Source organism: Bacillus sp. Medicinal_06, from assembly GCF_056711665.1.
Map to the genome: position 1 here is coordinate 86,210 of NZ_JBWYHD010000003.1, position 22,360 is coordinate 108,569.

The 22,360-nt window shown below is 34.6% G+C and carries 16 protein-coding genes and 3 pseudogenes; 7 read left to right on the forward strand and 12 right to left on the reverse strand.

Annotated elements, in window-relative coordinates:
• Positions 1-221 precede the first annotated feature (221 nt).
• Positions 222-1,604: a HAMP domain-containing sensor histidine kinase gene (locus AC1M36_RS07545; RefSeq protein ID WP_479845706.1), complete on the reverse strand. Its 1,383-nt coding sequence runs from the start codon at positions 1,602-1,604 to the stop codon at positions 222-224.
• A complete protein-coding gene (locus tag AC1M36_RS07550; RefSeq protein ID WP_479845707.1) occupies positions 1,594-2,310 on the reverse strand; it encodes a response regulator transcription factor in 717 nt (238 codons plus the stop codon). Before AC1M36_RS07550 ends, AC1M36_RS07545 begins: the two co-directional genes overlap by 11 nt.
• Positions 2,311-2,701: 391 nt before the next feature.
• On the opposite strand from AC1M36_RS07550, the gene AC1M36_RS07555 reads away from it, so the two are divergent.
• Positions 2,702-5,026: a S9 family peptidase gene (locus AC1M36_RS07555; protein ID WP_336453878.1), complete on the forward strand. Its 2,325-nt coding sequence runs from the start codon at positions 2,702-2,704 to the stop codon at positions 5,024-5,026.
• A 922-nt stretch (positions 5,027-5,948) separates the two neighbouring features.
• On the opposite strand, the gene AC1M36_RS07560 is transcribed toward AC1M36_RS07555, so the two are convergent.
• Positions 5,949-7,385 (reverse strand): glycoside hydrolase family 1 protein, encoded by a 1,437-nt coding sequence (locus AC1M36_RS07560; RefSeq protein ID WP_479845708.1) that lies wholly within the window; start codon positions 7,383-7,385, stop codon positions 5,949-5,951.
• A 262-nt stretch (positions 7,386-7,647) separates the two neighbouring features.
• Here AC1M36_RS07560 and AC1M36_RS07565 point away from each other — a divergent pair, with 262 nt between their 5' ends.
• The 3 genes and pseudogenes from AC1M36_RS07565 to AC1M36_RS07575 all read left to right on the forward strand — a co-directional run.
• On the forward strand, positions 7,648-8,373 hold the full coding sequence (locus tag AC1M36_RS07565; RefSeq protein ID WP_479845709.1) for a MurR/RpiR family transcriptional regulator: 726 nt from the start codon (positions 7,648-7,650) through the stop codon (positions 8,371-8,373).
• A gap of 87 nt (positions 8,374-8,460) precedes the next feature.
• Positions 8,461-8,685, forward strand: a pseudogene (locus AC1M36_RS07570) (recombinase); the annotation flags it as partial.
• A gap of 851 nt (positions 8,686-9,536) precedes the next feature.
• A pseudogene (locus tag AC1M36_RS07575) lies at positions 9,537-9,644 on the forward strand (CsxC family protein); the annotation flags it as partial.
• A 43-nt stretch (positions 9,645-9,687) separates the two neighbouring features.
• Here AC1M36_RS07575 and AC1M36_RS07580 read toward each other — a convergent pair.
• The 5 genes from AC1M36_RS07580 to AC1M36_RS07600 all read right to left on the reverse strand — a co-directional run bounded on the left by AC1M36_RS07580 (position 9,688) and on the right by AC1M36_RS07600 (position 15,421).
• Positions 9,688-9,891, reverse strand: coding sequence for a hypothetical protein (locus tag AC1M36_RS07580; protein WP_336453875.1), 204 nt, complete (start codon positions 9,889-9,891; stop codon positions 9,688-9,690).
• Between the two features lie 148 nt (positions 9,892-10,039).
• Entirely contained in the window at positions 10,040-11,836 is a 1,797-nt protein-coding gene (locus AC1M36_RS07585; protein ID WP_336453874.1) for an ABC transporter ATP-binding protein, read from the reverse strand.
• Entirely contained in the window at positions 11,829-13,583 is a 1,755-nt protein-coding gene (locus AC1M36_RS07590) for an ABC transporter ATP-binding protein (RefSeq protein WP_479845710.1), read from the reverse strand. Before AC1M36_RS07590 ends, AC1M36_RS07585 begins: the two co-directional genes overlap by 8 nt.
• A gap of 251 nt (positions 13,584-13,834) precedes the next feature.
• Positions 13,835-14,437: a DUF1349 domain-containing protein gene (locus AC1M36_RS07595; protein ID WP_336453872.1), complete on the reverse strand. Its 603-nt coding sequence runs from the start codon at positions 14,435-14,437 to the stop codon at positions 13,835-13,837.
• Positions 14,438-14,536: 99 nt separating this feature from the next.
• Positions 14,537-15,421: a GNAT family N-acetyltransferase gene (locus tag AC1M36_RS07600; RefSeq protein ID WP_336453871.1), complete on the reverse strand. Its 885-nt coding sequence runs from the start codon at positions 15,419-15,421 to the stop codon at positions 14,537-14,539.
• A 239-nt stretch (positions 15,422-15,660) separates the two neighbouring features.
• Between AC1M36_RS07600 and zwf the strand changes: the two genes are divergently transcribed.
• Positions 15,661-17,181, forward strand: a complete 1,521-nt coding sequence (zwf, locus tag AC1M36_RS07605; protein ID WP_336453870.1) for a glucose-6-phosphate dehydrogenase — start codon at positions 15,661-15,663, stop codon at positions 17,179-17,181.
• Positions 17,168-17,361 (forward strand): annotated as a pseudogene (locus AC1M36_RS07610) (cyclase family protein); the annotation flags it as partial. The gene zwf and the pseudogene AC1M36_RS07610, both read left to right, overlap by 14 nt.
• 152 nt (positions 17,362-17,513) lie before the next feature.
• Here the strand turns inward: AC1M36_RS07610 and gnd are convergent.
• Positions 17,514-18,416 (reverse strand): phosphogluconate dehydrogenase (NAD(+)-dependent, decarboxylating), encoded by a 903-nt coding sequence (gene gnd / locus AC1M36_RS07615; RefSeq protein WP_336453869.1) that lies wholly within the window; start codon positions 18,414-18,416, stop codon positions 17,514-17,516.
• A gap of 182 nt (positions 18,417-18,598) precedes the next feature.
• Entirely contained in the window at positions 18,599-19,288 is a 690-nt protein-coding gene (locus tag AC1M36_RS07620) for an MOSC domain-containing protein (protein ID WP_336453868.1), read from the reverse strand.
• A 151-nt stretch (positions 19,289-19,439) separates the two neighbouring features.
• Between AC1M36_RS07620 and AC1M36_RS07625 the strand changes: the two genes are divergently transcribed.
• Positions 19,440-20,342, forward strand: a complete 903-nt coding sequence (locus AC1M36_RS07625; protein WP_479845711.1) for a LysR family transcriptional regulator — start codon at positions 19,440-19,442, stop codon at positions 20,340-20,342.
• A gap of 171 nt (positions 20,343-20,513) precedes the next feature.
• Here the strand turns inward: AC1M36_RS07625 and AC1M36_RS07630 are convergent, their stop codons facing one another.
• On the reverse strand, positions 20,514-21,722 hold the full coding sequence (locus tag AC1M36_RS07630) for an MFS transporter (RefSeq protein ID WP_336453866.1): 1,209 nt from the start codon (positions 21,720-21,722) through the stop codon (positions 20,514-20,516).
• A gap of 150 nt (positions 21,723-21,872) precedes the next feature.
• Entirely contained in the window at positions 21,873-22,295 is a 423-nt protein-coding gene (locus AC1M36_RS07635) for a MarR family winged helix-turn-helix transcriptional regulator (protein ID WP_336453865.1), read from the reverse strand.
• Between the last annotated feature and the right edge of the window lie 65 nt (positions 22,296-22,360).

Below are 22,360 nucleotides of genomic sequence, written 5' to 3' on the forward strand. Positions count from 1 at the left end.
TCTATTCAAAACAAAGTCTAGTATATATTTCTCTGTATCAATTATATACTTAACAAACATAATTCGTAATTTCAAAAGTACATCACCTCACTCCCCAATACTCCCTTTTTGTTAATCTAATTTAGACAATATTCAAAAAAAACGTTCATACTCTTGTTTTAAAATGAACTTGATTATTTTTGTACCAGATTCTTATTGTAACCAGCTTTAGGAAGGGTGATTTAAAATCTTGTTTTCTCTTCGTCTGTATGCAAATACATTTGGCCTCCGTGTTTCTCCACGATATGTTTTGAAATGGTTAAACCGAGACCTGTTCCCCCGTCACTTTTTCTTGACTGATCTCCCCTAAAAAATGCTTCAAATACTTTTTCTTTTATCGCATTAGGAATGCCGATACCATCATCAATGATATTGATATGTATCATTTGAGTATCTTCAATTAGTGAAATGAGAATATTTGTTCCTTCTGGGTTGTATTTTAAGGCGTTGGACAGTACGTTAGAAACGGCACGATATAACAATGTATAATTAAATGAAACGAATATTTTCTGAGAAGGGATTTCAAATTGAAAGTTAAGTTGTTTTTCTTCAAACAGGCCATAATATTCTGCAGCTATTTCACGAACGAATTCTAAAATATCCAATGAGTCAGTTGGAAATGGATAGTCATGGCTTTCAAGTTTAGACAATTCAAAGACATCCTCAATCAATTCTGTAACGAGACGTGCTTTTGTATGTATAATATGTAAAGCTTGCTGTTTCTTCGCCTCCTCCTTAATAAGACCCAATTGCAGTGCTTCAACATAGCTCTGAATAGTTGTAATAGGAGTTTTTAAATCGTGAGAGATATGGACCAGCATACGCTGCTTGCTTTTTTCTAATTGTTTTTTCTCTTTTTCTGTTTTTTCTAGTTTTTCAGCCATAAGGTTAAAGTCATTCTGTATTTGTAATAATTCATAGTTTGATTTAAAACGAAGCCTTTTGTAGTAATAGCCCTTGGTGATGTTTCTAATTCCATCAGCGATTGAACGTAAAGGATTTGTTATTTTCATAGCCATCCAGCGGCTATATATATAAACATTCAGCCCAAATAAAAGGAGGAAAAGGAGAAAGGTTTGAAGTAACAATTTTGTAAAAGTTGTAATATGTTCTTTCGCTGCACTTGTTACCGAGAACTCTTGCTTTACATATGTTTTGGGAATCTTAACGAGACAATAAGCCATTTTCCCGTCTTTCGTTTTAAATGGTGCTAGAGAAGAGTAATACGGATTCTCCTCTTGGTCGTAAAAAAGGGTGTTTAATTCTTTTTCCGTATAGGCAGATAATTCATCTCGTTTTTTCCCTTTGATATAAATAACGTGCAAATTTTCATCGAGAATTTCTACCCAACCATCAAATGACTCAATTGACTTAGAAGGAATGTCTGCAAAGTTCTGTCGTATGATTTCAGTCGCTCTTAAATTAGACAACATAGTATTATCGAATTTCTGTATCAATTGAAAGTTTAAAATGACCAGCAAGATAACGACTGTAATTCCAACGGTCAATGAGAAGAAAACATAAGTTTTAATTAAGGTGTTGAATATTTTATTTTTACCGCTCATTCAACTCCTCCTTTTTAGCAAATCGATAACCTAATCCTCTTATAGTTTTTAAATATACTGGATTTCTCGGATGATCTTCAATTTTTTCTCTCAATCTACTGATTTGAACCATAATAGTATTGTCATCCGAATAATAATGATCGGACCACACGTTCTCAAAGATTTGTTTTTTTGTAAAAATACGACCTGGTTCACTCATAAATAGCTTCAATAATTTATACTCAAGGGCGCTAAGTTTAATTTCTTGTCCCCGCTTGTAAAGAATACAAGAGTGGTGATCCAACACCAGGTCATTCAGGCACGTTTGAGAATGCTCTTGATTTAGCGAGTCAGTATTAAAATCATATGTTCTTCGAAGTTGAGCTTGGACTCGTGCTAATACCTCCAACAAACTGAATGGTTTTGATATAAAATCATCTGCTCCTAGCCCTAGTCCCATAATTTTATCAATTTCCTGATTCTTGGCAGAAAGAATAATAATAGGCATTTTATACTCTTTCCGAACTATTTTAATCAATTCGTATCCATTCATATTCGGCATCATAATGTCAATAATGGCTAGATCAATTTTGAATTTCTGTATAAGATTTAAAGCTGATTTACCATCACACGCTTCCAGTATAGAAAAGCCTTCCATTTCTAAAAAAAGTCTTAGTATCTCAATGATTTCAGGCTCATCATCAACGATTATAATCGTTCTCACCATTTCTCCCCCTGTTTCCACTTTAAAATCTTGCTTAAAACTAAAATTCCCTTTTGTAAGATTATTGTAAGGTAAATGACAGTTCAGAGAAAGATTAACACCTTAAGATGGAGTTATCTTAAACGAAAGACAACTGAAAAAACTCTGCAACTACCAAATATATCGAGAAAACTTGCACATCATGATACTTGCATGTTAAATGGCCTCAGGTTATATATTTGACTAAAAAGGTAGATGAACCAGCATATATACAATCTGCCCAAAGGAAAAAGAATTCACCTATAAGCTTTTTAGATTAGGATCATAATCAAATCCTTGAATATTAGAAAAATGAATGCTCTATGTTTCTAGTATACTAGAGCGGATGTTTTAAATCGTTAAAGGAGTGATAGACATGTCATTATCAGTAACCTATGAACAGTATGAGAAAGCAGAGCGTCTGCTTTCTTGGAACACTGTAAATGATGTATTTAACGGTAAGGTTTTTCCTAATTGGTTAGATACAGGAAGCCGCTTTTGGTATCAAATGGATATACGAAAAAAAAATGAACGCGGTAAGCAATTTGTGATAGTTAATCCACGGTTAAATACTAAAGAACCCGCTTTCAATCATGCTAGGCTTGCAAAGTCCCTCTCTAATGTAATTAACCATCAGGTCGATTCAGATAATCTTCCCTTCAACTCTTTTACTTATGTAAATGAAGGGAAAGCGATTCAATTTGAAGTAGATGGAATCACGTGGATTTGTGATTTAACTAAATATCATTGTGAAAAAATCCGGGCTAAAGAAGTACCTGCGAATGAACTTCAATCTCCTGACGGGCGTTGGTCTGCATTTATCAAGGGGTATAATTTATTTGTACGCTCTTTAGAAACAGGACAACTAATCCAACTAACCCACGATGGCAAGCGATACTATGATTATGGGACTCAACCGGAATCAGAAATTTCCGCTGTCATTAAACGATTATATAATCCGAAATTTCCACCGGCAGTACTCTGGTCACCGGATTCCAAACAAATCTTGACGCATCGGCTTGATCAACGCAAAGTACGAAAAATGTCTCTTCTACAGTCAGTTCCTCATGAAGAAGCAAAAGCGCCTGTAATCCATTCGTATCGCTATCCACTAGTCGGAGATAAACATCTTCCAGTAGCCCATTTTGTAATTTGCGATATTGAACAGCAATCGATGATTCAATTAGATACAGAACCTGTGATTACTGGATTAGTATCACCACTCAGTTCTAGTTGTCAAACGGCTTTTTGGACAAACGACAGCAACTTTGTTTATTTCACAAGAATGGCTCGCAATTATCGATCTATACAATTTGTTGTCGCTAATGCAAAGAATGGTGAAGTTCAAAATTTGTTAAAGGAAAAAAGTGAAAGCTTCCTATTTACAGACCTCTACAATATCAAAAGTGGCAAAGGAGGTATAAATGTCCAATGGCTATGCCATGATAACTCTTTTATTTGGCATTCGGAGCGTGACGGATGGTCACACCTCTATCTTTATGACAGTAATACAGGGAGACTTAAAAATAGAATTACCTCTGGACCTTGGACAGTTCGTCGACTAATGGGGGTTGATGAACAAAAAGGTTGGGTATACTTTACTGCTAGCGGCCGAGAACTGGGACGGGATCCTTATTTTCAGCATCTTTATCGCGTTCGACTAGATGGATCAGACTTAGTACTCCTTACGCCAGAGGATGCAGAGCATAATGTGTCTATTTCCCCCGATTATCGTTTTTTTGTAGATACTTTTTCACGAGTGGATATGCCACCTAAATCTGTGTTGCGTTCCACAAATGGAAAATTAGTTTGTGAACTGGAGCAAGCTGATATTGAACTTCTCTTATCAAATGGATATCAAATACCAAAGCGTTTTACTGTCAAAGCTGCCGACGGGATAACTGATTTGTACGGAGTACTGATTCCTCCTGCAACAATAAACAAAGAGTGTAAGTATCCCATCCTAGATTACATGTACGGTGGTCCTCAAATAACTCACACACCGAAAGAATTTACTTGGGGCGGAGAGTATTCAGTAGGACTACCAGTTAATCAAGTGGGCTGTGCTCAATCTTTTGCACAGCTTGGCTTTGCTGTTATTTTAATGGATGGAAGAGGCACTCCTTACAGGTCAAAGAGCTTTCATGATTTTTCTGATGGAAGGCTGGAATGGTCTGCAGGACTTGAAGATCATGTAGTAGCTATTAAGCAGCTTGCGGAGCGGTATCCGTTTTTAGATTCAGAAAAAGTAGGTATTTACGGCGAATCTGGAGGTGGGTATGCAGCTGTTCGAGCTATACTGACATATCCGGATGTATATACGGTAGCAGTATCTGGGTGCGGGAACCATGATCAGCGCTTGTACTTAGCAGCTTGGGGAGAACGCTTTCAAGGACTTTTCAATTCAGAACTATACCGTGAACAAGATAATACTAGATTGGTTAAGAACCTAAATGGAAAATTACTTTTGGTAACAGGAGACCTCGATGATAATGTCCATCCTGCTTTAACCATGCGAATGGTAAATGCTTTGATTAAAGAAAACAAAGACTTTGATCTACTAATACTTCCTAATCGGCATCATGGGATTTCAGAAGATGTGTATTTTATACGGCGACGATGGGACTATTTTATACAAAACCTAATGGGGGTAGAGCCACCAAAAGAGTATGCGATTAAAGATCCTATGTTTCCAGGATGATGAACAGATACTATCATCTATTATTAACTGATGAGATTGCTAACTTATATAGAAAATAATGCATTAAGTTAGGAGGATAATTATGAATAGATATTCTATTTTAATGTTATCATTCTGTTCATAATTTCTTTCCTCATTTCTTTCCTCGTTCCTGTCCCTTCATATGCGACTAGCATAGATGTAGGACCGTCTGACGAAAAAACGTTGGAGAATTGGATGGATCAGTTTTTTAGCTTAAAAGGGCTAAAGTTGAAGTTTGGATACTCCTGGCTAATACTAAAATCGGCCTAGCAAAACAAAAAAGGTCAACCAAAAAAATCCAGTTGACCTTTTAATTTGATTACACTCGTTAGCTCAGTACGCTTACTACCCTTATTATTTTTAGCATATGTATAGTTGTTGCATACCCCCTTCTAATTTTTACTTTCACCTTTAAAGATAAAAGACTTTTATAATTCCATGCATTATAATAACAATTTACGAATTTCTTTTATGCTTAAATCTGTGAATTTCGCAATGTCTTCTAACAGCATTCCATTCTTATTCTTTCATTCATGCATATTTTCACGAACATCCCCCATAGGATTTTCTAAAATCTTTAATAATGACCATAGTTTTTCAAATTCACTCACTTCGATAATCAGTTTTTCTCTGTCCTAATAGAAAACTTGCCCCACACAGATTTATCATAATGCTTGTCTTAGTAAAGTGTTCACTAGTTTATTGTGTAATTTCTATATAGAAAAGAAAATGAGAACCTCTTAATATCCAAGGGGTTTCCGTTATGTAGTAAATCAATTCTGATTGCATAGAAGCACCTGATAGTTTATCATAAGGTTTTCCTACTAATAAAAAAGAGCTACCTCAGTAGCTCTCAACAAAAGAATTTCCTTTGTAAAAGAAAATTAATAGTAATAAATTTTTATAGCCTTTCCCCATTGGTTGCAATTACACCTTTATACCAGAAAAAGGATTTCTTCTTTTTCCGTTCTAATGTTCCGCTGCCATCGTCATGTTTATCAACATAAATGAAACCGTAACGTTTGGAGAACTCGCCTGTTGACATACTTACCATATCAATACAGCCCCAGCTTGTATAGCCGATTAATTCAACACCATCTTCAATGGCTTCACCCATTTCCTTAACGTGCTCACGAAGATAGTCAATTCGATAGTCATCGTTGATTGTGCCATCTTCTTCTATTTTGTCATAGGCTCCTAACCCATTTTCTACAACAAATAGTGGTTTCTGATAGCGATCATATAATTTGTTTAAACTGATGCGTAATCCTACAGGATCGATTTCCCAGCCCCAGTCGCTTGTTTTTAAGAACGGATTTCTTATACCGCCAATAATATTCCCTTGCGTTGCTTCCGCATCTGTCTTCACTTTCTTCTCAGTGCGGGACATGTAATAACTAAAGCCAATATAATCAACAGTGCCTTCCTTTATTAATTCTAAGTCACCATCTTGAATCTCCAATTCGATATTATGTTCTTTCAAGTATCTCTTAATGAAAGCTGGATACTCACCTCGTACTTGTACATCTGCACAATAGTAGTTGAAAAGCTGTTCTTCCTGAAGAGCATACATTATATTTTCTGGATTGGAATTAAAAGAATATACAGGTGCAAAGAGAATCATACAACCAATTTGGGAGTTAGGAATGATCTCATGGCATGCTTTGACCGCAAGGGAGCTTGCGACAAATTGGTGATGATATGCCTGGAAGGTAGGCTCGTATTTATCTTCTTCTTTTTGAATTGAAAAACCAAGACCTTGAATCGGCATCACCAAGCTGCTATTGATTTCATTAAAAGTCATCCAAAACTTTACTTTATTTTTATAACGATTGAAAATAGCTTTTACATATCTTTCAAAGAAAGTTATCACTTGACGGTTTCTCCAACCACCATATTCTTTTACTAAATGTAGAGGCATTTCATAGTGAGAAATAGTTACAACTGGTTCAATACCGTTTTTATGCAATTCATCAAAAACACGATCGTAAAAGGCCAACCCTTCTTCATTTGCCTCTAATTCATCGCCGTTTGGAAAAATTCGTGTCCAGGCAATCGACATACGGAATGCTTTGAAACCCATTTCTGCAAACAGCGCAATATCTTCTTTATACCGGTGATAGAAATCAATAGCTTCATGATTCGGATAGTAATATTGATCACCATGGATTTCAAAATCAAAACCTGGATTCATTAATATTTTATAACGCTCGTTTCCACCTGGAAGAACATCGGCAATATTTAGTCCTTTATTCCCTTCATTAAATCCACCTTCTATTTGATTAGCTGCAGTAGCTCCTCCCCATAAAAAATCTTCAGGGAATTGATATGTTTTCATTTTGATTACCTCCAGAAATTTATGCCATTATAACTATTTGTTTAAATTTATAAAAATCTCTTTCTTATAAGTAACTACAAAAAAATCATAACTACGTTTAGTGGGATAGTAAATAAATGAAGAGTATTTAGTTTTTTATACCGGAGAAAGTGATTTGTTACATAAATGTAACACTATGTTTCTTGTGAAAAAATTGTGTTAAAATGTAGTTATCATTTTTTTGCAGGTTACGATATTTTTTACTAAAGGAGACACTGAATCAATGTTTACAAACGACGTAATCGCTTCTTTTAATGAATTAGAAACTTCTTTATACAACTATATTTGTCAAAACAGTGCTAAGGTGATTTATATGCGAATTCGTGAACTAGCAGATGAAACACATGTGTCAACAGCTACAATTTTACGTTTTTGCAGAAAGCTACATTGCGAGGGGTTTTCTGAATTCAAAGTAAAGCTTAAAATGCACTTAAAAAAGAATAAAAAGACAATTATAAAAAGTTCTCAACATTCAGTAATAGAATTTTTTGAACGAACATTAAAAGGTGACTTAGAAGAAAAAATTAAGGAAGACGCAAGTCTCGTTACCAAAGCAGATAACGTTATTTTTATTGGGATCGGCAGCTCTGGTATTCTTGCCGAATATGGTGCAAGATATTTCTCGAGCTTAGGTAAATTCTCACTATATATTAAAGATCCTCACTTTCCTATTCATTCCAACCTTCGTAATAATAGCGTAACAATTGCCTTATCTGTCTCAGGAGAAAATAATTTTACGGTCACTCATCTTAACCAACTTAAACAAGAGGGAAGTAAAATCATTAGTATTACAAACACTACACTCTCAACCATTGCAAAAATCTCTGATATAAACATTCCCTATTATGTAACAGAGGAATTTTTCGAAGAATCTAATATTACTACGCAAGTACCTGTTATTTATATTTTAGAATCTATGGCTCGAGAAATACATGAACTTAATCAATAGGCTGAAATCCCTAATGAAATGCATGCTGTGAATGTGAACAAACTTTATGAATGAGCTGAGAACACTCGTGATTTTAATTATGGGAGTCAGCGACAAGCAGAAGGGATTGCGGTGGCTAAAACTCAAGGAAAACATTTAGGGCGTCCTTTATTTAACCTTTTAACATTAAGCCAAAAGCAGCTATTGATAATAGCAGAAACCTATCCAAAGTGGAAAAAAAGAGAAATAACGGGCACTAAATTTATGGAACTACTAGAACTTAAGAAAAATACTTTTTATAAGATACTGAAAGAATATGAAGAGAAGAAAGTGAACTACCCACCACTTAACGACCTTACAGTCTGTTTGAAGGGGGGGCTTCAAAAGCCAAGACTTTCTCTTTTATTGCTCATTCATCCACAAGCCTACTCGCTCATGTCCAAAGCCTTATATTCGCGGCGTCCCTTACCGCATTTATTATATCGTATATGATCAAAATCACGTACAAAAAACATGTAAGCTACCGCCTACCGAAAATTCATCCCCCACCTACTCGCTGGGCCACGCCCTTCTCGCTCCTTGAGGAAGTGGACTTTTTTTCGGAACATATGCTAAAGACTAAAAGGGGTCCCGCCAACCAAATGACATAAAACCAACGCTAGGACATTTTATAGCAAATAAAAAGCCGATTTTCCTACGTTAAGGAATTTCGACATGTATGTTTTATCTTCGGAGTGGTCGTAATGATTCTAAAGTAGTAGTTGATTACTATAATTTAAAATAGCCTCCAAAAGGTTCTAGTGCAAATATATGAAGACGAACACAGATATCAGTGTTTAATCACAATTAATATATACTTTAAACTATCGTAACGATTACTAGAGTATTCACATATAATATTTATATATCAAACTGGAGGTGATGGTATCATGAATAAAGAGTACAATTCTAACAAAGATTCTGGCAATAAAGATATCCGCACTTCATCTTCACAATCTTCCAATTACCAATCATCACAAAATCTATATCGCCAAGGGTATGTAAAGAAGAAAGGATGTAATTGCGGTAAAAACAAATAGAGTTTTCACTTTATTTAGAATTAAATTTACTATGTAATATATACAACTCAAAAAAGAGCATCCATAACAGGTGCTCTTTTTTGATAATCATAAATAGTTATTAAAAATGAAGAATTTGATACAATTTGTGAAAAAGTAGTATTGGATCTCACTTTGAAAGTTTTACAAATACAACAAGCGGAAGTTGGTTCTGGTACAAACAATATTTGTTAGAAACGTAGATTCTGGTGCAAAAAGAATCCGAGTCAACTAGAATTTAATTTTCAAATAAATCTCTAGTACTCATTGTGGTCGAGCTGTTAGCTTTTGCTAGCTGCTCTTTTTTGTGCTTCATCACTTGCATTAATGATACTGTCAGGAGCCCATCCAGAATTTTTATCCACCCATAAACTGCTTCCGAGGTCCATCTTCTATCACGAATTTCCTGACACTTATCAACTAGATTGTTACATGTTTTCATAGTCATCCTTCTTTGCTACAAAATGAAATTTTTATTAATTAATCACCTTTATGCTAAGTTTGGATAATGGATGTTTGCAAAATGTTTGCAATTACAAAAAAATGCGGTTTCTCAAATACAAGAAACCGCATTACATCAGCATCTATAGTTAAATCTTAAACTGACTCGTATACAGTCCATAATAGAATCCTTGATTTTCAATTAAAGATTCATGATTGCCTCTCTCAATAATTTCTCCATCTTGAATAACAAGAATTTGGTCTGCTTTTTCAATCGTTTTTAATCGATGAGCAATCACAAAACTTGTACGTCCCTTCATCAAATAATTTAATCCAGATTGAATTTGAAGTTCTGTTCTTGTATCAATGTTAGATGTAGCTTCATCAAGAATTAGAATGTCTGCATCTGTTAAGATTGCTCGTGCAATTGCAAGCAATTGCTTTTGCCCTTGACTTAAATTTGACCCTTCCGAAGCAATTTCTGTTTCATATTGCTTTGGTAAATGTTTAATAAATGAATGTGCAGATGCTGCCTTTGCTGCCGCAATAACTTCTTCATTACTTGCATCTAGCCGTCCATAACGAATATTATCCATAATTGTACCTGCGAAAAGATATGTATCTTGCAAGACGACTCCTATTTTACTTCGCAGAGAGCTAATATCGTAATCTTTTATATCTTTTCCATCAATCTTAATTTGCCCTTTATGAATATCATAAAAACGCGTTAACAAATTAATAACTGTTGTTTTTCCGGACCCCGTTGGTCCAACAAGTGCAATCGTTTCTCCTGGATACGCATGTAAGTTAACATCTTTTAAAATTTCTTTTTCTTTCGCATATCCAAATGATACACGTTCGAAAGAAACATTTCCTTTTAGCTTCTCAACAATAATTGCATCTTTTTTATTTTGAATTTCTGGTACCTCATCCATAATTTCAAAAACTCGCTCTCCCCCAGCAACTGCAGCTTGAATTGTATTCATAAGCGTTGCAAACTGACTAAGTGGTCTTGAAAATTGACGAGAGTAATTAATAAATGCTGCGATAACACCAACTGTTGTCATACCATTTAAAACCATAATGGCACCCGCTAATATAACAAGTCCCATACCTAAGTTATTAATAAAGTTCATACTTGGGAAGATAAACGCTGAAAATGTATCAGCTTTTGTAGCAGAAATTCTAAGTTGTTCATTGATCGTATGAAATTTATTTACTGTTTCTTTTTCTTTTCCATATAGCGTAATAACATCTGCACCTGTAATTGCTTCTTCAATAAAACCATTTAATTCTCCTAGATCTTTTTGACGCTTCGCAAAATTTTTACCACTATATGCAACCAGTTTTTTTGTTACCAAAAACATAATTGGTATCGTAATGAGTGTCACAATTGCTAAAATCCAATCTAGTGCGAACATTGCGATTGTCACACCGATAAATGTTAAGGCAGACGAAATGATTTGAACGACGCCTTGTGTTAACGCTTGATTTAAACTATCAATATCATTTGTAACGCGACTCATTAAATCTCCCTGTGAACGAACATCAAAGAAACGAAGGGAAAGCGTTTGGATTTTCCCAAAAATATCTTGCCGTATTTTTTGTATCGTTTTTAATGCTACATTAACCATCAGGAATGTTTGCAGCCACGTTAATAATACCGTAATGCCATAAATCCCAACGAGAAGCATACACATTCTTGCTGTCCCATTTAAATCTCTTGGTACGATATATTCATCAATAATAACTCCCATATAATATGGTCCTAATAAACCAAGTAATGTTGTAACAAATACAAGAACAATAACGAACATAAGAGCTGCTTTTTGATACCCCATATAGTTCCAAATTCTCATTACAGTTCCTTTTGTATCTTTCGGTTTTCCTGGTTTGGAATTGCTACGTCCACCTTTATTTCCGAACTGCCCTTGAAAATTACGCATGTTCTTTCCCTCCTTCTTGATCTAAACTACCACCTTGGGAAAGATATATATCTTGGTACACTTCGCATGTTTCTATTAAATGTTCGTGTGTCCCACTTCCAACTAATTCACCGTGATCTAAAACAAGAATTTGATCAGCATCTATAACAGATGATATTTTTGAGGCGATTAAAAATGTTGTCATTTCTGTATGTTCTTCTTTCAATGCTTCTTGTATAATCCCTTCTGACTTTGCATCAACAGCTGATGTAGAATCATCAAGCACGAGGATAGATGGTTTTCGAACAAGTGCTCTCGCGATTGAAAGACGCTGTTTTTGTCCACCAGAAAGGTTTGTTGCTCCTTGTGTTAAGTTATATTGATATGTATTTTCAAACTTATGAATAAACTCCGTCGCACAAGCTGCTTCTGACGCAGATTCTATTTCTCCTTGTGTTGCTTCTTCTTTACCATATCTCATATTTTCTTCAACACTTCCTGAAAACAGCAATGCCTTTTGCGGAACAAATCCGATTGAAGAACGAAGCACAGGTAAATCGTACTCTTTGACATTGACACCATCAACAAAAATTGCTCCTTGATCAACATCATATAAACGTGGAAGTAATTTAACTAAAGTAGATTTCCCACTTCCCGTAGGACCGATAATCCCTACTTTTTCACCTTTTCTTACTGTAAATGAAATATCTTTTAAAACATATTCATTATTTTTGCTGTAACTGTAACTAACATGCTTAAATTCGATATTTCCATTTACTTTCTCCGGTTGATACGCATTTTTTTCATTTTCAATATCAACTTTCGTCTCTAGTACTTGTTGTACACGATCAGCAGATGGAAAAGCACGAGCAATTTGAATAAATACCATACTGATTGACATAAGCGACATTAATATAATATTTAAATAGTTAATAAACGCTAAAATTGCTCCAACTTGTAATGTGCCATTAAACACTTTCACGCCGCCTATCCATAACGTCGCTACAATACCACCATTTACAACTAGCATAATGATCGGCATCATTAATGAAACAATTTGTACCGCACGAATGTTGATGCATGTTAAGTTTTTATTTACTTTTTCAAAATGGGAAATTTCATGATTCTGTCTTACATAAGCCTTTACAACGCGGACACCAGATAGGTTTTCTTGTAATTTTGTATTTACTTTATCTAAAGCTTCTTGAACCCTTCTAAATGATCCGCTTGCATTCCCAGCGATGAAAATAATTGCAACTAAAAGAATAGGTACAACAACAAGTAAAATAGAAAACAAATCTTTTGCTGTTACAAAAACAATAATGATACTACCTATAAATAATAAGGGGCCACGAACAAGAACACGCAATATCATCGTCATAGCTACTTGAATGGATGTAATATCATTTGTGACAATTGTTAATAACTTTCCAGTTCCAAATGAGTCCCGGTTTTCACTAGAAAACGTCTCAATTTTTGTAAAGACATCCTTTCTTATATCCGTCGCGAAGTTAACAGCCGCTTTCGTAGAATACATCATACATCCAAGCCCACCAATTAATCCAATTGCTGCTGCTCCTATCATCAGAATTCCCATTTTAATTACATACTGAAAATCTTGATTTGCTATTCCAACGTCAATAATATGTTGCATAATCGTCGGCTGAATTAAGTCCATCGCAACCTCAAGTACCATAAACAGTGGTCCAATAATAGCGAAGAACATGTATGGTTTTAAATACTGTAACAATTTGCGGAATGATTTCATACATTGTCTCCTTTTCTTATGAAATTGTCATTTTATAATTCAAATACCACCTTCTTTTTATTCATTCATACGGACTTTTCCATTACTACTATTTATATTCCAAAGATTAATATTTAACATTATTAAATGATAAATATTAATCTTCCATCCGTCAATCAATGCGCCTTACCTTTATAGAAAATACATCTTCCTTATTTCTAGGCAATCATAAAAAAACGCATTCTTTTATAATAGAATGCGGCCAAGCTCAATTATATATGTTCAATTGTAAAATTAATGAATTCTGTTTCAAAACCATTACCTTTTGATGGACTACAAGTGTAAAATCCTATTTTTATAGGATAATTCCCCTGATCTTCTATAAGATGAGCAATTCGAATCTGTTCCCATTCATCACCCATTTGTTCAGTCTTTACATAAATCGTATAGTCACCTTCCTTTCGAATTATTCGAAAATTTAGCTGTTGTTTGACAAGCTCATTCGAAAAATTTTGCGTCGACCAATCAGAATATCCACTATTTGTTACAACGGCCCCTAAATGTGATGGTCCTTCAGGAATATATTCAAGAGATGTTTTTAACCAACATTTCTCCGATAACATAACAAAAAGTCCGGCTTGGTCGTATGTAGATTTAGGGTCCATACGTAATGATACTTCAGCTACAAAATCCGTAGACAGTTCTTCATAAAAAACGTGTCCGTTCATTACCTCGAATCCATAGTGTGTTTTTAACCAAAAATCGGTTTCTTCTTTCGAATGAACGAGAAAAGTTTTTTCTTGTATCTCATAATTTTTTGGTTCATTTATAATATTTAGTTGTTTCATATGATTTGGTATATAGGATATTTTCATAGGACCTCCATAAAAATATGTTTCTTAAGCATTCATGATTCACTCATGATTATTTGCTGCAATCCAATCATAAAGAATCTACTAATGGCGATTTGGGGGTTAAAATTCAGTTGCAATTGGAAATTTATATCCTTTAAAATTAATCTTTTCACCACCGCGAATCATCAAGTATGTTTCAGGTTGAAACTCTTTACATGTTACCGCTTCTATCCCTAGTTCATCAGGATAAAAGTAAAATACAATCGCTGTAAATGATTCAGCTATTTCAGCACATATTTCATCTAAAATCGGCATAATTTGTGCAAAAACCCCAAATAAATGTAGCACTTTATCTTTCACTTCATATACAATCAATGCGTCTAACTTCTCTGAATAGTATAGTTTTCCATTCCATTTCGTATCGTACATATTAAAATAAAAAGAAGACTGATAGTTTAGTGTGGAAAATTCCATTGAAAGCTGTTGAGAGTTCTCCATTATTTCTTTTATAAGTTGCATATCTTTTTCAACATGAAAGTTTAATTTTCGAAGTGAAGATGAACAAGGTTGCTTATTATCATAAGATAATGTCATCAGATGTTCTTGTACGACTCGAAAACCAAATGACTCGTATAATTCCGGCTTCTCTGTAAATAATATTGCACATTCATATTTTGTATCTATTTCTTGTAATACTTTACAAAATAGCTGCTTCATCAAGCCTTTTCTACGATATTCTGGATGTGTCATGACAGATTGAATACCAGCAGCATGAATTTCCTCTCCATTTACTAACATTGGTAGCGCAAACATAGATACATTTGCTATTACTTGACCTTTTTGTAAATAGGAAAAAGGTTTGTATGTATTGTCCCAAAATCCATTGGATTCAAAATTTTGTAACGTTTGAACAGGAATATGAAACACCTCTTCAAATAATTGAAACAACAATTCCTTTTTCGGTTCTTCCACAAAAAAGTTTTCAGAAAGAATAAGATTCCCCATATTGTTCCTCCATAAGTTCATTCCTATTAGTGTAATCGTTTTCTATTGTGTTTAAATGAAAGAAGTTTCTTTCAGGTCAACATACCCTCACAAAATATACCAAAATAAGTTAAGATTTTCAAGATAACTGCGAATACAACTTCCAATAAAAATTATTTTATATTCCTCTTACATGTATTATTCAATAATCAACATACTAAGTGAGAGCTAATTTCGTAAAAAGTGAGGGCTATTTAACTATGGAAAATTATACTACCCCTAAATGTATTATCGTTATTTTTGGTGCGACAGGCGATTTAGCAAATCGCAAATTATTCCCTTCTCTTTTCAGGCTCTTTCGACAAGGGAAAATCTCCGAAAATTTTGCCGTTGTTGGTGTGGCAAGAAGGCCATTATCTAATGAGGAATTTCGTGAGAATGTTAAACAATCTATTCACAATTTACAAGAGAAAAATATAACTCATGATACATTCGCTTCCCATTTCTATTATCATCCTTTTGATGTAACAAATTTATCTTCTTATCAGGAGCTAAACAGTTTGTTAAGCACTCTAGATGGAAAGTATGCTACTGAAGGAAATCGTATGTTTTATTTAGCTATGGCTCCTGATTTTTTTGGCACAATTGCTACAAATTTAAAATCAGAAGGGCTAACTTCAACGGAAGGTTGGATTCGTTTAGTAATTGAAAAACCATTTGGACATGATTATGAATCAGCACAAGCATTAAATGATCAAATTCGTCATGCCTTCACAGAAGATCAAATTTATCGTATTGACCACTATTTAGGGAAAGAAATGGTTCAAAACATTAAAGTTATTCGATTTGCGAATGCGATTTTTGAACCTCTTTGGAACAATCAGTATATAGCAAACATCCAAATTACTTCAAGTGAAACTTTAGGAGTAGAAGAGCGCGGCCGCTATTACGAAGATTCAGGCGCACTACGTGATATGGTTCAAAATCATATGTTACAAATGGTAGCACTCCTTGCAATGGAACCACCAATCAAGCTAACTGCAAATGAAATTCGAAGTGAAAAAGTGAAAGTACTTCGTGCTTTACAACCACTTTCAGAAGAGACGGTAGAACGTGATTTTGTAAGGGGACAATACGGATCAGGAATCGTAGACGAGCAAAAAGTAATTAGTTACCGTGAAGAAAACGCAGTAAATTCAGAATCAAATACGGAAACATTTGTTGCTGGTAAGCTAATGATTGAAGATTTCAGATGGTCAGGCGTTCCTTTCTATATTCGAACTGGGAAACGTATGCAAGAAAAATCAACCGAGATTGTCATACAATTCAAAAATTTACCAATGAATCTATATTTTAATAAGGAAAAAAAAGTTCATCCTAATTTATTGGTCATTCATATTCAACCAGAAGAAGGTATCACACTTCATTTAAATGCACAAAAAACTGATAGTGGCACTACTTCGACACCTATACAATTAAGTTATTGTAATAACTGTATGGATAAAATGAATACACCGGAAGCATATGAAATACTTCTATACGATTGTATGCGTGGTGATTCAACTAACTTTACTCATTGGGATGAAGTATCCCTTTCTTGGAAATTCGTTGATACAATCTCAAATGTTTGGAGTAATAAATCAGCTAAACATTTTCCTAACTATGAATCCGGCTCAATGGGTCCTAAAGAATCTGATGCTTTATTAGAAAAAGATGGTTTTCATTGGTGGCCAACGATAACCTCTCATTTGACAGGAGAAAGCTACAATGAAAATATATGATATTACAGTCCCTATATTTGAAGGAATGACTATTTACAAAAATAAGCCTAAAAAACAACCACAGTTTTCAAGAATAACAAATGCGCATGTTACCGAGTCACGTATCAAATTAGACGTCCGTACAGGTACACATATTAATCTTTACATATGATTATTGAAGGAGCGGCCTTTGAGAGTATTGGGAGTTTTACAGGTCATGATCGCCTTCCTAACTTCTTCACTTTTACATTCTTGTCCGCGAATAGAGAAATAAATAATAAACAACCTCGTCCTTATAAGAACGAGGTTGTTTTTATGTAGAAAAGATTTTCCGATTACATTGTGATGATAACTTATTTTTTATCGCTTTTTTCTACCGCATGGCCGCCGAATTCATTACGTAGTGCAGCTACTACTTTACCTGTAAATGTGTCATTTTCTAGTGAACGATACCGCATTAATAAGGAAAGTGCAATAACAGGTGTCGCTGTTTGTAAATCAAGAGCTGTTTCAACTGTCCATTTCCCTTCCCCTGAGGAATGCATGATCCCTTTAATGTCATCTAACTTTGCATCCTTTGAAAATGCGCGTTCCGTTAAATCCATGAGCCACGAACGAATAACTGAACCATTATTCCATACTCTTGCTACTTTTTCATAGTCATAATCAAACTCGCTTTTCTCTAACACTTCAAATCCTTCACCAATAGCAGCCATCATACCGTATTCAATCCCATTATGAACCATTTTTAAAAAATGACCACTTCCCGCTTTTCCTGCATATAAATATCCATTTTCTACAGCTGTATCTCGAAATACAGTTTCTACAGTTCCCCACGCTTCTGGATCTCCTCCAACCATATAACAAGCACCATGACGAGCACCCTCTGTCCCACCAGATGTTCCCGCATCCATAAAATGCACACCAGCTTTTTTAAGCTCATCATAGCGACGAATGGATTCCTTATAATAAGAATTACCCGCTTCAATCACAATATCTCCCCCACTTAAAAGCGGTGTAATTTCATTAATTACATTATCAACAACAGCATGTGGCACCATAATCCATAAAACTCTTGGTGTTTCGAGAGATTGAATAAGTTCAGCTAGACTAGATGTGCCTACAGCACCATATCCTTTTATTTCTTGTACAGCATCTGCATTTACATCATACGCCACTACTTCATGATTCTTATCCATTAAATTTTGACCTAAATTCAACCCCATTTTCCCTAAACCAATTAACCCTATTCTCATCTTTCATTCCTCCTAAAAAATACCTAAGTAGATTCGCTCATCCTTTGTTTATCCTGCTGCATTTCAACAACCGATATTTACCCCAAAATTTTTCCACTACAGATATATTTTGCACGAATCTGCTCTGGTAGATGCATAGGAGCTACTTAATATTTATAAAAGCGTTGTAGTTTCCGCCTTCGTTATTCACTAATCCCTTCTAACCTCTCCTTCGTATTTACTTCTTCTCCTTTTAAACGCTTTTCAAATGTTTTTCTCCAACTTGTTGAAAGAGCCTCTACTCCTAAAATCCTTCGTACTCCCTCAAAGTTACGTTTTTCTTTATGCATTATGTGGTTTGCAAAAGCAATTGAAATACCTTGATGATTAGTCTCAAGCTGTGTGAGAGAATCTGTTGGTGATACCCACCCCTCTTTTAGAACACGAAAATAAAATCCCGTATATCCTGTGTTTTGGAAGTAAAGTGGTAATTGCGGTATATCATACTTTTTTGCTAGTTTAAAACAAGGCTGCCTTGGTTGACTTACTTGTACTATTGCTTCGCCAATTTGAAATATATCACCTATACAAACATCTTCTTCAAGCATGTCTTGTACTGTCATATTTTCTCCAAAAGCACCATATACAAGCTTTTGATTCAATTCTTTTTCCCAATACGGATAATGATTATAGGAATAAACACAAACTGCTTTATCAATTCCACCATGATGGACTAAATCAGCTTGACCATCTCCATTAAATTTTAATGATGATAAAAAGACAGGCTCACTTACTTGCGATTTATTCATACCCGTTTGAATTAATTTCCCGCCATATGACACTTCTTTTGGCATACCTATATTAAGAGACATTAAGTTATATGACTTTAGCATCATTCCCGACTCCTTTCACTTTCTTGACAAAGCTCTTCAAAATTTTGATTTATTATCTCAAATTCCTTATCAATGTGAGTATAATGTCAAAACATTAATTGTTCAATTCAATTATTTGTATGATAATGATAGGTAAAACCTATCATTAGAGGTGATTCTTATCGAGTTAAGACAGTTAGAATACTTTGTAGCTGTTTCAAACGAATTACATTTTACAAAAGCAGCTGAAAAATTAAATATTTCGCAACCTTCACTAAGTCAACAAATTCGTTCACTTGAATATGAAATTGGTATGCCTCTTTTTGATCGAATTGGCAAAAAAATCTCTTTAACAGAAGCGGGAAGAATTTTACTTTCACATAGTCAAAAAGTCTTTCACGAAGTAGAACAAGCGCATGCTGCAATTCAAGATTTAAACGGGCTCCAGCAAGGAAAGTTAACCGTTGGCACCCTATTGACGACCGTAAACTACTTATTACCACCAGCCATTTTGAATTTTAATGAGTTATATCCTAATATTGAACTTTCTATATTAGGTCTTCGTACTAGCGAAATCCGTGAAAAATTATTGCAAAATGAATTAGATATTGGCATTACATTTCTTCCTGTTCAAAATAAAAAAATCATATCTATTCCGCTTTATCAAAACGAACTTACTTTAGTAGTACCAACTGGGCACGAATTAACACAACACACTACCGTGACGATGGAAGTATTACAGAAATATCCTGTTATCCTCCTACCCAAAAATTTCTTTTTAACACAGCTTATTAATTCACATTGCCAAAACTTTAACTTTACACCAAAACCAATTTTAGAGATAAGTACAATGGAATCATTAATTCACATGGTTTCAAAAGGAATGGGAATAACAGTTTTGCCTAAACCATATATAGACTTTCTACAGAGTGACTCTATTCAAGCTATTAAAATCAAGAATCCTACGCCCACGATAGAAATCGGGATTATTTATAGAAAAGATAAATATATGCGGGCTGCTGCACGAGCTTTTATTGAGCAGTTAAAAAACATTGTAGATTCTTTTCCAATCTAGATAGATATCTCCCGTACTACAATCTCTCCTTATTCTATTAGAAGAACGCATAGGTGAATAAACGTAGGTGAGTCGATGAAAGAAAAAAGAGTTGATGTCCTTCACTAGAGACAATCAACTCTTTTTTCTTTTTGAAATTCCATTAATTCCTTAACTTATCAGACATACCCCCTATTCTCTTTCCATCATGCCGATCTGATTTTTCTTAGGTGCAACCTTCTCCCTAATAAGAAAATGAACCATCGGCAAAACAAGCAAACTAGCAAATGCGCAAAAAATCCCTAAAGTAACAAATGAAAACCCTTTACTCAAAGCAAACGATGCCACACTCGAAGCGATCGTCATTCCAACATACATTGCAGAACTATTCAACGCCATAACAGTCCCTCTTACTGCTGAACTTAATTCAGAAATCAAAGCTGTTAATGATGCTTGACCAAATCCAATGAATATACTCCAAACCATGTGTGCCATAATCGCGATTTTTATATTATCAATATAGAGTGAAAATGTAATTATACTAACTGAAGTAATGATACTTGCAATGGAAACCACTACTTTTTTCCCCATTTTATCTGCTAATTTTCCACCACCTATATTACCAACTACACTCCCTAAACCAGCAAAGAAAATAACAATTCCAATCTGTCCAATTGTAAATCCAAAATTCCTATCGTAGTACACACCTATGTATGAGAACATACCATGTAGTCCAACAGTCCATAAAAGCGTTGATAATAACGCAAAGAAAACAGAGAAATTTGTAAATGCGACTTTGCATGATTGAATCATTGCTCTCGTTGCAGAAGTTGATAACTGATTTTTCGGAATCTCTTTTTCTAACACTTGACTTGCAATTAGCGTAACAAGCACGGCTAGTAATCCAATGATAGAAAATGTCCATTGCCAGTTCCCTACCTCAGATAAAAAAGCACCGATAGGGACACCTAATACTGTTGATCCAACCATAGCTCCCATAATCATACCCATTGCTTTTCCTCGTGACTGGTACGGTACTTTATCTCCTACTAATGCAAATACACTTGGCATTATCATTGCTCCTGATAAACCAGTCAGTCCACGGAACAATAAGAGGGTTCCAAAATGATTCGTAAGTCCCGTGCAAAATGTAGCAACCGAAAAAATGATAAGACCCGTGACAATCATTTGCTTTCTACCGACTTTATCAGATAATGGTCCAAAAAATGGAGCTGTTATCCCATAGAATAGTGCGTACGCTGTAATGAAAAGCCCACCCTTTTCAGTAGGTATTCCTGTTGTTAGTGAAATCGCAGGCAATAATGGTGAAACAATTAAAGAATCTAAACCGATAAAAAAAGCGATAATTGCTAAAATACGTAACGTTGATTTTACTTGCATCTTGATTCCTCCCCTTTATTTCATATATGAAATAAATATTTAAAATTACCCTTACACCTCCAATTTTATACATGTCAATTTATTTCATATGTGAACTATTTATATAAAAAAAATGTAACAGAGTGTTACACTTTTTCTTATATATCGCACTTAAACTAAATGATGCTTCCATTTTAACAATAGTTCTTGCAGCTTTTGTTCTTCTTCAGCAGTAAAACAGCTACAATTTTCTTGTAAAAACCCTGCATACTTCACATCGACTTTCTCTCTAATTTCTTCTCCCTTTTCAGTTAGAAAGACAAGTGTTTCACGTTGATCATTTGGATTCTTTTCCGTTGCAACATACCCGTCTCTCTTCATCCGCTGAATCATCGTAGTCATATTACTTGGAACACACCCCATATTTTCAATCAGCTTAGACATCGATATCTTTCCGGACTTCGCAAGCACTTGTATCACACCAAATTGGACATAGCTTATACTATGCTCTGCTATCGCCTTATCCAAATTTCTTTGCAATTGATGATAGACATCTCGAATACTTCCGTATAATTCTCTTTTTTTCATTTCCATTCGAAAAAGCCTTTCATTTTTATTTCATATATAAATCCTATTCCCATATATTTCATATGTCAAAT

What these genes read in the sequence shown, in the direction of transcription:
- AC1M36_RS07580 (WP_336453875.1), bottom strand. Translation starts at nt 9,891, where the DNA reads ATGAAAACATGTAACAATCTAGTTGATAAGTGTCAGGAAATTCGTGAT.
- AC1M36_RS07560 (WP_479845708.1), bottom strand. Translation starts at nt 7,385, where the DNA reads ATGAAAACATATCAATTCCCTGAAGATTTTTTATGGGGAGGAGCTACT.
- AC1M36_RS07590 (WP_479845710.1), bottom strand. Translation starts at nt 13,583, where the DNA reads ATGAAATCATTCCGCAAATTGTTACAGTATTTAAAACCATACATGTTC.
- AC1M36_RS07600 (WP_336453871.1), bottom strand. Translation starts at nt 15,421, where the DNA reads ATGGGGAATCTTATTCTTTCTGAAAACTTTTTTGTGGAAGAACCGAAA.
- AC1M36_RS07550 (WP_479845707.1), bottom strand. Translation starts at nt 2,310, where the DNA reads ATGGTGAGAACGATTATAATCGTTGATGATGAGCCTGAAATCATTGAG.
- AC1M36_RS07545 (WP_479845706.1), bottom strand. Translation starts at nt 1,604, where the DNA reads ATGAGCGGTAAAAATAAAATATTCAACACCTTAATTAAAACTTATGTT.
- AC1M36_RS07585 (WP_336453874.1), bottom strand. Translation starts at nt 11,836, where the DNA reads ATGCGTAATTTTCAAGGGCAGTTCGGAAATAAAGGTGGACGTAGCAAT.
- gnd (WP_336453869.1), bottom strand. Translation starts at nt 18,416, where the DNA reads ATGAGAATAGGGTTAATTGGTTTAGGGAAAATGGGGTTGAATTTAGGT.
- AC1M36_RS07635 (WP_336453865.1), bottom strand. Translation starts at nt 22,295, where the DNA reads ATGGAAATGAAAAAAAGAGAATTATACGGAAGTATTCGAGATGTCTAT.
- AC1M36_RS07630 (WP_336453866.1), bottom strand. Translation starts at nt 21,722, where the DNA reads ATGCAAGTAAAATCAACGTTACGTATTTTAGCAATTATCGCTTTTTTT.
- AC1M36_RS07555 (WP_336453878.1), top strand. Translation starts at nt 2,702, where the DNA reads ATGTCATTATCAGTAACCTATGAACAGTATGAGAAAGCAGAGCGTCTG.
- AC1M36_RS07595 (WP_336453872.1), bottom strand. Translation starts at nt 14,437, where the DNA reads ATGAAAATATCCTATATACCAAATCATATGAAACAACTAAATATTATA.
- zwf (WP_336453870.1), top strand. Translation starts at nt 15,661, where the DNA reads ATGGAAAATTATACTACCCCTAAATGTATTATCGTTATTTTTGGTGCG.
- AC1M36_RS07565 (WP_479845709.1), top strand. Translation starts at nt 7,648, where the DNA reads ATGTTTACAAACGACGTAATCGCTTCTTTTAATGAATTAGAAACTTCT.
- AC1M36_RS07620 (WP_336453868.1), bottom strand. Translation starts at nt 19,288, where the DNA reads ATGCTAAAGTCATATAACTTAATGTCTCTTAATATAGGTATGCCAAAA.